General features: G+C 69.5%; 12 protein-coding genes and 1 tRNA gene. 10 read left to right on the top strand and 3 right to left on the bottom strand.

The window, feature by feature from the left end; genetic code table 11:
* Window positions 1-1,228 (top strand): methyltransferase, FxLD system (gene fxlM, locus LV75_RS34495; protein WP_253891747.1); only part of this gene is annotated, 1,228 nt, incomplete at its 5' end.
* A gap of 387 nt (window positions 1,229-1,615) precedes the next feature.
* Complete coding sequence (locus tag LV75_RS34490; protein WP_253891746.1) at window positions 1,616-2,395, top strand: AfsR/SARP family transcriptional regulator; 780 nt, start codon at window positions 1,616-1,618, stop codon at window positions 2,393-2,395.
* Here the strand turns inward: LV75_RS34490 and selA are convergent.
* Together selA and LV75_RS34480 are read right to left on the bottom strand one after the other, a co-directional pair.
* Window positions 2,382-3,656 carry an L-seryl-tRNA(Sec) selenium transferase gene (gene selA / locus LV75_RS34485; protein ID WP_253891745.1) on the bottom strand — a complete coding sequence of 425 codons (1,275 nt, stop codon included), beginning with the start codon at window positions 3,654-3,656 and terminating at the stop codon, window positions 2,382-2,384. The two genes, LV75_RS34490 and selA, sit on opposite strands and share 14 nt — an antisense overlap.
* A gap of 9 nt (window positions 3,657-3,665) precedes the next feature.
* A tRNA-Sec gene (locus LV75_RS34480) sits at window positions 3,666-3,760 on the bottom strand.
* A gap of 35 nt (window positions 3,761-3,795) precedes the next feature.
* Here LV75_RS34480 and selD point away from each other — a divergent pair.
* The 3 genes from selD to LV75_RS34465 are packed head-to-tail and all read left to right on the top strand — an operon-like array spanning window position 3,796 to window position 7,041.
* Window positions 3,796-4,773 (top strand): selenide, water dikinase SelD, encoded by a 978-nt coding sequence (selD, locus tag LV75_RS34475; protein ID WP_253891744.1) that lies wholly within the window; start codon window positions 3,796-3,798, stop codon window positions 4,771-4,773.
* A 23-nt stretch (window positions 4,774-4,796) separates the two neighbouring features.
* Complete coding sequence (locus tag LV75_RS34470) at window positions 4,797-5,453, top strand: DUF899 domain-containing protein (protein WP_253891743.1); 657 nt, start codon at window positions 4,797-4,799, stop codon at window positions 5,451-5,453.
* A gap of 7 nt (window positions 5,454-5,460) precedes the next feature.
* Window positions 5,461-7,041 (top strand): selenocysteine-specific translation elongation factor, encoded by a 1,581-nt coding sequence (locus LV75_RS34465; RefSeq protein ID WP_253891742.1) that lies wholly within the window; start codon window positions 5,461-5,463, stop codon window positions 7,039-7,041.
* Here the strand turns inward: LV75_RS34465 and LV75_RS34460 are convergent.
* Window positions 6,970-7,386 (bottom strand): MauE/DoxX family redox-associated membrane protein, encoded by a 417-nt coding sequence (locus LV75_RS34460; protein ID WP_253891741.1) that lies wholly within the window; start codon window positions 7,384-7,386, stop codon window positions 6,970-6,972. The two genes, LV75_RS34465 and LV75_RS34460, sit on opposite strands and share 72 nt — an antisense overlap.
* A 138-nt stretch (window positions 7,387-7,524) precedes the next feature.
* Between LV75_RS34460 and LV75_RS34455 the strand changes: the two genes are divergently transcribed.
* From LV75_RS34455 to LV75_RS34435, 5 genes are read left to right on the top strand one after another with little or no spacing between them, the layout of a single operon-like run.
* Window positions 7,525-8,208, top strand: coding sequence for a hypothetical protein (locus LV75_RS34455; protein WP_253891740.1), 684 nt, complete (start codon window positions 7,525-7,527; stop codon window positions 8,206-8,208).
* Window positions 8,209-8,213: 5 nt separating this feature from the next.
* Window positions 8,214-8,675, top strand: a complete 462-nt coding sequence (locus tag LV75_RS34450; RefSeq protein ID WP_253891739.1) for a hypothetical protein — start codon at window positions 8,214-8,216, stop codon at window positions 8,673-8,675.
* Entirely contained in the window at window positions 8,647-9,189 is a 543-nt protein-coding gene (locus LV75_RS34445) for a hypothetical protein (RefSeq protein ID WP_253891738.1), read from the top strand. The genes LV75_RS34450 and LV75_RS34445 overlap by 29 nt, the downstream gene beginning before the upstream one ends.
* A 1-nt stretch (window position 9,190) precedes the next feature.
* Window positions 9,191-9,331: a hypothetical protein gene (locus tag LV75_RS34440; RefSeq protein WP_253891737.1), complete on the top strand. Its 141-nt coding sequence runs from the start codon at window positions 9,191-9,193 to the stop codon at window positions 9,329-9,331.
* Window positions 9,332-9,349: 18 nt separating this feature from the next.
* Window positions 9,350-9,895, top strand: coding sequence for a hypothetical protein (locus LV75_RS34435; protein ID WP_253891736.1), 546 nt, complete (start codon window positions 9,350-9,352; stop codon window positions 9,893-9,895).
* The last annotated feature ends 6 nt before the right edge of the window (window positions 9,896-9,901 follow it).

The following is a 9,901-nucleotide window of genomic DNA, read 5'->3' as shown; positions in this document are numbered from 1 at the left end:
CAACCCATCACTACGGAAGGACCCGATGAACACCACCACCGACAGCGCCCCGGAGACGCTGCGGGCCCGCATGGTCGACACCATCCTCGCCGCGGGCCACGCCCAAACGCCCGCGGTGGAGGCCGTCCTGCGCGCGGTGCCGCGGCACCGGTTCGTGCCCGAGGCGAGCCTGGAGGACGCCTACGCCGATATCGCCGTGATCACCAAGCGCGCCGACGACGGCGCGGCGTTGAGCTGCGCGTCGGTGCCCACGGTGGTGGCGATGATGCTCGACCAGCTCGACGTGCACCCTGGGCAGCGGGTGCTGGAGATCGGCGCGGGCACCGGCTACAACGCCGCCCTGCTCGCCGAACTCGTCGGCCCCGACGGCGCCGTCACCACGATCGACATCGACGACGAGGTCACCGCCGGGGCCCGCCGCGGCCTCGACGCCACCGGCCACGAGCACGTCCGGGTGATCACCCGCGACGGCGCGCTCGGGGCCCCCGAACACGGCCCCTACGACCGCATCATCATCACCGTCGGCGCCTGGGACCTCCCGCCCACCTGGCACGACCAACTCCTCCCCGGCGGCCGGTTGGTCGTGCCGCTGCGCTGGCGCGGACAGACCCAAGCGGTCGCCTTCATCCGCGAGCAGGACCGGCTGCGCTCGGACCGCATGGACCTGTGCGGATTCGTCCCCATGATCGGCCAGGACGGCGAGAAGAACGGCACCATCACCACCGACGGGACCGTCACCCTCTACTACGACATCGACCAGCCCATCGACACCGCAGCGCTGACCGGCGTCCTCGACCAACCCCGCACCAGCGCCTGGTCCGGCATCACCATCGGCACGTCCGAACCCTTCGACGGCGTCTGGCTCACCCTCACCGCCACCGACCCCGCCACCTGCCGCATCGCCGCCACCCAGACCGCCATCGACAGCGGCCTCTGCACCCCCGCCATCAGCTCCCGCAGCCCCGCCCTCGCCGAAGACAGCAGCCTGGCCTACTTCACCTACCGCCGCCTCAACACCCCCGAGCCGCGCTTCGAGCTAGGCGCCCACGCCCACGGACCCACCGGCGAACAACTCGCAGAACGACTGTGTACCCAAATCCGCGCATGGAACAACAACCGCGGCCACCACCCCCAGATCCACGCCCACCCCGCCAACACCCAGACCGTCACACCGCCCACCGGACAAGTCATCACCAAACGCGACAGCACTCTCGTGCTCCTGCCGTAGCGCCACGCGGCCTGGTCATCGGTCGCCCGATGACCAGGCCGCCTTGCTGTGCACGCTTGTTGTAGGTGGAAGTTAGAAGTGGGCATGGGGAAGGGGTAGGCGGAAAGCTGTGGATGGTGGGGTGGGTTGTGAATAACCGCGAGCTCTGGAGGAGGCCGGGAACCGGATGAACTTCACCCGGTGGGGGAGGGGAGCGTACGGGATTGGTGGGGGTGGGGGCAGGGGCGGAAGGCGGTTGTCGTGGGGGTGGGGAGTGGGTTGACTGCGGGGATTGGGAAGGTTTCACCGATCAGTGCCCGGCTGTGGTGCAGACCGAACAAAGAACTGGTGTCCTGCTGCGCGCGTCCCTCCCAGGTCGTGTCCCGACGCCGATTCAGGGGTAGTGAGATGCAGGTCAACGTGCTTGGTCCGGTTCTTGTCGTCGGCGAGGCCGGGAGTGTCACGCCCAGTGCGGCCAAGCCGAAGCAGGTTTTGGCGTTGCTGGCGTTGCGGGCGAACACCGTTGTCTCGACGGGGCGGATCATTGAGGAGCTGTGGGGTGGGCGGCCGCCCGCGAGTGCGGTTGTCACTGTGCAGACCTATGTTTTGCGTCTACGTCGGTTGCTGACACCGCTGGCGGGTGCTCCGATTCGGTCGATCCTCACGACAGCGCCGGGTGGGTACTCGTTGCGGCTGGAGGACCTCGACTACGAGTGGTTCCGGCAACGGTCCGCGCTTGGGGCAGATGCGCTCGCTGGGGGTGATGCCGCGCGGGCGGCCGCCCTGTTGCACGGTGCGTTGTCGTTGTGGCGGGGGCCTGCGTTGGCTGATGTTCGGGTGGGACGGTTGCTAGAGGGTCATGTGGCGACCTTGGAGCAAGAGCGGTTGAGTGTGGTGGAGCAGCGGATTGACGCGGATCTGCGGTTGGGGCGTCATCTGGGGATGCTCGGGGAACTGTCTGGCCTGACGAGAGACTTGCCGCTGCACGAGAATCTGCATGCTCAGTACATGGTGGCGCTCTATAGGGCTGGGCGACGCTACCAGGCGCTAGAGGTGTTTCATCGGCTTCGGCAGGCCTTGGTTGAGGAGTTGGGTCTGTCGCCGACCGGGTGGGTTGAGCGGGTGCATCAGGCGATCTTGACCTCGGACGAGATTGGGCCGCCTGTGTTGGAGATCAATCGACACTGAGGACGGCGTCGAGTAAGAGGTCGTCGTCGGGTTCGGTGATCGTGCGCAGGTCGAGGAGGCAGCGCCCGTGGTCGATTCGTCCGACTACGGGTGTTGACCCAACGCGAAGGGGCCTCGCGTAGGTCTCCGGCAGGCTCACCGCCGCGCTGGGAAGTTCTACGCCTGGAGCCCCACCGCCGCCGACGACCGCAACAGAGCTGACCGCGTCCGCATCGATGCCCTGTGCGCGCAGGGATTGCGCCAGCCGCTCTGCCCGTCGCAGCAAATCGGAAGGATCAGCCTCCAGTGCGACGACCACCGGCGGTCGCGGGCCGCGCAACGTTGCTCCCAGTGCGGCCAACGTGAGCTTGTCGACCCGAACCGCGCGCGCCGCCGGGTGCCGTCGCAATCGATCGACCAGCTTCGCCTCGCCCAGCAACAACCCGGCCTGCGGGCCACCGAGCAGCTTGTCCGCGCTCGCCGTCACCAGGCTCGCACCCGAGCGCAACACGCTCGTCGCGTCCGGCTCGTCGGGCAGCACAGGGTGCGGGCCGAGTAGCCCGGACCCGATGTCCACCACCAGCGGCACCCCCAGCCCGCTCAGCTCGGCGACCGACGGCGTGCTGGTGAAGCCGGTGACCTGGAAGTTCGACGGGTGCACCTTGAGCACGAACCCGGTGTCCCCGGAGACCGCCTCGGCGTAGTCGCGCACCGTGGTGCGGTTCGTGGTCCCGACGCCGCGCAGCCGGGCGCCGGTGGAGCTCAGCAGGTCCGGGATGCGGAAACCGTCGCCGATCTCGACCAGTTCGCCCCTGCTGACCACGATGTCGCGGCTGCCCGCGAGCACGATCGCGCACAGCAGCAGCGCGGCCGCGTTGTTGTTCACCACGTGTACGTCCTGCGCGTCGGGCACCGCCGCGCGCACCGCGTCGAGGGTGTCCAGGCCGCGTCGACGCCGCAGGCCCGTCTCGAGGTCGAACTCGACGTCGGTCGTGCCCGCTGCGGCCTGCACCGCCGCGCGGGCGGCAGCCGACAGGGGAGCGCGGCCCAGGTTGGTGTGCACGACGACCCCGGTCGCGTTGAGGACCGGCCGGGGTCCGGTGCGCAGGACGGCCCGTGCGCGGTCGACAACGCGCTCTGGGGCCAAGAGGCCGTCGCGGACCTGCTGTTGGGCGGTGTGGATGGCTGCTTTGACCGTGTCGTGGCCGAGTTCGGCCACCTCGGCGTCCAGCGCGGCGAGGACGGCGTCGGTGCGCGGCACCCGCCTGCGCGGGTCGGTCACGGCCGGACCTGGCGGAGGCGGACGGGAATCGAACCCGCCAGCGGCAGCACCTGTCGCTCACCGGTGTTGAAGACCGAGCCGGCCACCAGGCCGAAGACGCCTCCCCGGGACACGGGTTGATCATGGCACACTCGCCGGTGTGACCCTCCGGTTGACCCAGTACGCGCACGGCGGCGGGTGCGCGTGCAAGATCCCCCCTGGGGAGTTGGAGCAGGTCGTCGCCGGTCTGCACCGCACGCCGACCGACCCGCACGGCGACCTGATCGTCGGCCTGGACACCGGTGATGACGCCGCCGTGGTCGGGATCGGGGCGGATCTGGCGCTGGTCGCGACCACGGACTTCTTCACCCCGGTCGTCGACGACCCCTATGACTGGGGCCGGATCGCGGCCGCGAACGCCCTGTCCGACGTCTACGCGATGGGCGGTCGGCCCGTCGTCGCGTTGAACCTGCTCGGGTGGCCGCGTGACGTGTTGCCGATGGAGTTGGCGGCCGAGGTGTTGCGCGGCGGCGTGGATGTGGCGTCCTCGGCGGGGTGCCATGTAGCGGGTGGGCACAGCGTGGACGACCCGGAGCCGAAGTACGGGCTTGCGGTGACCGGGTTGGTGGATCCCAAGCGGGTCATGCGGAACTCGTCCGGGCGGGCTGGGTTGCCGTTGTCGCTGACCAAACCGCTGGGTGTCGGCGTGCTCAACAACCGCCACAAGGCCACCGGCGAGGTGTTCCCCCACGCGATAGAGCTGATGACGACCCTCAACCGCGATGCGGCAGCAGCGGCGCTCAACGCTGGGATCACCTGTGCGACTGATGTCACGGGCTTCGGACTTCTCGGGCATCTCCACAAGCTCGCCCGTGCCAGCGGCGTCACCGCGATCGTTGACTCTGCCGCGGTCCCTTACCTTGACGGCGCCCGCGAGGCCTTACGCGACGGCTATGTCAGCGGGGGTACTCAGCGCAATCTCGACTGGGTAGCGCCGCACGTCTCCCTCGGGCCGGACTCCCTCTTACTCGCTGACGCGCAAACCTCAGGCGGGCTGCTCCTTGTGGGCGAGATACCTGGCGCCACCGTGATCGGGGAGCTCGTTGCGCGCGATTGTCATACCGTCGTGGTGCGATAGGCGTTCTCAACAGAGGAGGACCCGTGAACCGACCCGAGGTCGTGTCCGCCGATGAGTGGCAGGCCGCTCGTGACGCCCTGCTGGTGAAGGAGAAGGCGCTCACCCGCGCCCAGGACGCGCTCGCCGCCGAACGCCGCCGCCTGCCGGTGGTGAGGATCGAGAAGGACTACCGGTTCACCGCGCCGGATGGCTCTACCGTTGATCTGGCCGGTCTGTTCGACGGTTACCGCCAACTGGTCATCTATCACTTCATGCTCGCTGCGGGCAACGACCACATCTGCGGGGGCTGCGCGACCTTCACCGACAACATCCCCGGGCAGGTCCACCTGAACGCCCGCGACACCCGGCTCATCCTCATGTCCCCGGCGCCTAGAGACGAGATCGACGCGGTGCGCGACCGCTTCGGCTGGGCGACCCCGTGGTACTCCTGCCACGGCACAACGCTCACCGACGACTTCGGCATCGGCGGTGGCTTCGCCCTCTCGGTACTCCTGCGCGACGGCGACGAGGTCTTCCGGTCGTACACGACCACCGCACGCGGCGTGGACCGCCTCCGGCAGGACTTCAGCCTGCTCGACCTGACCCCGTACGGGCGGCAGGAGGAGTGGGAGGACTCGCCGGAGGGCTGGCCGCAGGACCCGACGATGTCCTGGCTGCGGCTCAAGGACGAGTACCGCTGAGCACCCTATGCACGTGATCGCCACCGCCGGACACGTCGACCACGGGAAGTCGACGCTTGTCCGGCTGATCACGGGCATGGAACCCGACCGCTGGGAAGCTGAGCAACGGCGTGGGCTGACCATAGATCTCGGATTCGCCTGGGCAGAGCTACCGCGCGTCGGTGAGGTTGCCTTCGTTGACGTCCCTGGGCACGAGCGGTTCGTACCGAACATGCTCGCCGGGGTTGGCTCTGTGCCTGCTGTGCTGTTTGTGGTCGCGGCGGATGCGCCGTGGATGCCCCAAGCCGAGGAGCATCTGCTGGCCCTGGACGCGCTCGGGGTGGCGCATGGCCTGCTGGTGATCACCCGGGCCGACTTGGCCGACCCGGAGCCGGTTCGCGCGGCGGCGCTGGCACGGATCGCGCGGACCTCGCTGGGCGTGGTGCCGTCGGTGGTCGCCAATGACGGGGTCGCCGGGGTGCGGTCGGCGATCGAGGACTTGGTGGCTGGCCTGCCTGAGCCCGATGTGGGCGGGGATGTCCGGCTGTGGGTGGATCGGTCGTTCACCGTCGCCGGGGCGGGCACCGTGGTCACTGGGACCCTCCAAGCGGGCACCGTGCGCCCCGGCGATGAGCTGCTGCTGCGTGGCTCGCCGGTGCGGGTGCGTGGCGTGCACGCGTTGGGTCGCAGCAGGGACCAGGTGTCGGCCGTGGCGCGGGTCGGGGTGAACCTGCGCGGCGTGGAACGCGGCGACATCGCGCGTGGCGATGCCCTCCTCACGCCTGACGCGTGGTGGGACGCGCGAGTGGTAGATGTGACCGCGCCGGTGCTGGCACGGCAGGTCGTGCTCCACATCGGCTCCGCTGCCGTTCCCGCTCGTGCGCACGCCTTACCGACCGGGAGCAGGATCATCCTGTCTCGTCCGGTGCCTCTACGTGTAGGAGACCGTGTCCTGCTGCGCAACCCCGGCAACCACGACATCGTCGGTGCGACAGTCCTGGACTTGGACCGGCTAAACCGGTCCTCGGTCTTCACCAACAGCCAACGGAAGGCATTGGGGCGACCGGCCAGGTTGATCGCGGGGGAGTGGTACACCGACCAGTGGGATTCGTTGGCCGCTCAAGCCGCCGCCGAGTTGGCTAGGTGGCGTGCCGACCATCCACTGGAGGTAGGCCTACCTACGGAGACGCTGCGGCGCAAGCTCCGGTTACCCGACGCAGACCTCGTGGCACCACTGGTCGCGCAAGCACAACCGTTGTCCCTGCCTGCTGCCGTTGTCGCTGCCTTGGCCGCGTTGACCGAAGACTTCGCCCTCAACCCTTTCGCCGCTCCCGACACAGCACGGCAGCGGCAACTGGGAACTCGTGAGATCGCCGCCGCTGTCCGAGCCGGGCGCCTCCTGAAGATCGCCGAGGGGGTGGTCCTCCCACCCGACGCGCCCCAACGCGCGGTCGACCTCTTGGCCGGGCTTTCGCAGCCCTTCACGACAAGCCAAGCGCGCCAAGCCCTCAACACGAGCCGTCGAGTCGCGCTCCCGCTACTGGCGTTCCTCGACCGCGCGGGCCTGACCACTCGACTGCCCGACGACACCCGTGAACTGCGGAAGTAGCCACCACACCATGGCCAGCACGAACCCTCCGGCCAACGCGACGATCGTCGAGACTTCCGGCTCCACGGCAGCCCCAACAGCGAAGAACGCCGACCGGCCCACCACCAGCCACGTGACTGGCCCCTCGCCGCGGAAACAACCACACGGAGCACCAGGACGCCGCCTCTTACTGTCCACCAGATAGAACGTGAAAGCCGCATAGAGCCCAACAACGACATAGGGCGTCGCCACAACCGAACCGGCGACGGCCAACTCAAGCACCGATAGCGAAACTCGTTCACGCCAGTGCCCGAAAGCGGCCAACACCAACAAGATGGCGCCACCGGCCGCCACGATCCCCAGCACATCCCCACGCTAGACCCGTTGCCGCGAGGCGGATTCCAACGTTCGGCCCAACCGCGACAAGTGCGGTTTATAGAGTGAACGAGCGGGTGGATGGGAACTGGTTGATCACCGCAGTCCGCTGCTCTAGCGTCAAGATGCGTGACCACCGCACAGCGGCTAGACCTTGTGGCGCCCAGTGGGGCCAGGGTCGCCATTACCCTGCCTGGGCCGGAACCGGTGTCCAGCCTGGCCGCGGCCGTTAGGTTCGCCGGTGGCTCGCATGGCACCGGGTTCCAGATCGGCCCGCGGGGCTACCACGCGTTCGCCGCCACCCATGTCGCCCCGGCGGAGATCACGGACCGGTTTCTGGTGCACGGCCGCGAGGTTGTCGTCGCCGAAGCGCGCGACGGGCAGTCGTCGATGGCCGCGCTCATCGGGGAGCACCACGAGCTGATGACGGTCTTCGCCGGGCCCGCACCGCGGCGCGACCGGGTCTTCGGGTTGTTCAGCTCGCTGCGGGTGACCGACACCGTGGCGGGCATGGTGGTCGCGCCGCGCAGGATGACGTTGCTGGACACGATGAGCGAGCACATCGTGTTGGCCGTGCGCGGCTATGGCCAGGTGTCGATCCCGGGGCCCGCGCAGGCCCGCAACCACCTCCCTACGCACGCGGGCGCGAAGACGCGCCACGGCGAGGTGTGGAAGGTGCCGCTAGAGGGGTCGGGGCACATGTTCGTGCTCGGGTTCGCGGCCGGGGTGGCCGAGGTGCAGCTCGCGGACGGGGCGACGCCCGAGCAGCTTGACTGGCTCGACGGGATCGACGTGGCCTGGGGTGGGCGGTGAGCCCGATGACCGCGTTCCTGGTCATCACCTGGGTCGCGATCGTGGTGCTGTTCCTGGGGTTGGCGGCGGTGCTGCGCGAGGTGCGGCTGCTGCGCGCGGCCATCAGCCGCGACCCGGGCGGCTACGACTCGGCCCAGCCGGACATCGTGCTCGGCGAGCGGTTCGCGGGCAGGGTCGTGCTGGCCGCGGATACCGGGTGCTCCTTGTGCCATGCGGTCGCCGACAGGCTTACCGGCGCGCTCTTGCTGACCCATGAGCAGGCTTCGGTGTGGGAGACGCGGCTCGAGGTGGTGACCGACCGCGAGGCTTGGCGGGCGGTGTCCCACTTGGCGCCGCCGGTGTTGATGCTGGTCGGATTGGACGGGCGGGTGCGGCGGTTGTCGTTGCCGGTGCGGGCCGACCAGGTGGACGAGGTCCTCGACGAATGGGGGGTGCGCGGTGGCGCTCACGCTGGATCGGATACCTGACCACGAGTCCGGCACCGGACGCACGGTCGCCTTGAGCGGTCTTAAGACCACCGGCAGGCGCCGAACGGTGCTTAGGGCGATAACCCTCGGTGCGCTGACCCTTGGTTCTGCCGCGCTGACCTTCCCCCGCCGCGCCCGCGCCGAGGTGGGCCCCAACGCGCTCACCGGCTGGGACCGGACCGATTGCCGAGACGCCTACCCGGTCGGGTACGACGAGGACCCCGACACCAGCGGCGACCACGTCAACGCTTACGCCGCCTGTGTCGGCGGCGCGTGGCGCAGCAGCGACTTCTGTGAGGCGGGCTGGCACAAGTACGGCACCCACACCGAGGGTGACGTCCAGGTCGACCACACCGCCGTTTCCACTACCTGCGGCACGACCACGATGAAGAACGCGTGGCGCTGGACCACCCCCGACGGCAAGACCTACCGCTGCTCTGATGGCTTCAGCACCTACTGGGGACCCGACCAGGCCGGGTACACCTACCTGACGATCTGCCGCACACGGGTCTGACGTGCTCCGCTGGCATCCGGTCGTCCTCGCCACCGCACTGACCGCCGCGGCGGTCGCGGGCATTTTGATCAGCGGCGACCAGTGGGCACCGTGGGTGTTCCTGGGCGCCACTGCGGGCCTGGCCACCTCCGGCTCCACTTGAAGCCGCAACTCAGCCCACGTGCTGAGCTCGCCGGTCTGGCGAGGTTCTCCCGCGTTCGCGTTCCGCGTCGGCCTCCTGCTCGGGGGCGCGATCACCGCGACGGTCCTGGTTGTCGTCGGGTCACTGGCCCGGGCGCCGCTGCCCTGGTGGGCCCGCTGGGCGCTGGTCGGCGCCGTGCTGGTGCTGGTCGCCCTCAACGAGCTGCGGGTGATCGACGTCCGGCTGCCGGAGAACCGGCGACTGGTCCCCGAGGGCGTGTTCCGGCTCGGCCGCCACCTGGGCCCGCTGCAGTTCGGCATCGAGATGGGCACCGGGGCACGGACCTACCTGCCCAGCGGCCTGCCCTACATCGCGGCCACCGCCGTGCTGCTGACCGCGTCCGTCCCGCAGGCCCTCGTCGCCGGGGCGGCCTTCGGCTTCGGCCGGGCCCTCATGACCACGGCCAACCTCAACCACCCCGGCGACTGGGACGCCCTGTGGGCCAGGCACGCCCGCCTCACCGCCGCCCTGCTCAGCGGCGCGTTCCTCCTGTCCCTCGGTACCGCGGCCGTCGCGACCGCCTGATTCCGA

The sequence above is a fragment of the Actinokineospora diospyrosa genome (assembly GCF_024171925.1).
Lineage (GTDB): Bacteria > Actinomycetota > Actinomycetes > Mycobacteriales > Pseudonocardiaceae > Actinokineospora > Actinokineospora diospyrosa.
Note: the sequence above shows the minus strand (reverse complement) of the source record. Positions and strands in the feature narration are given on the sequence as shown.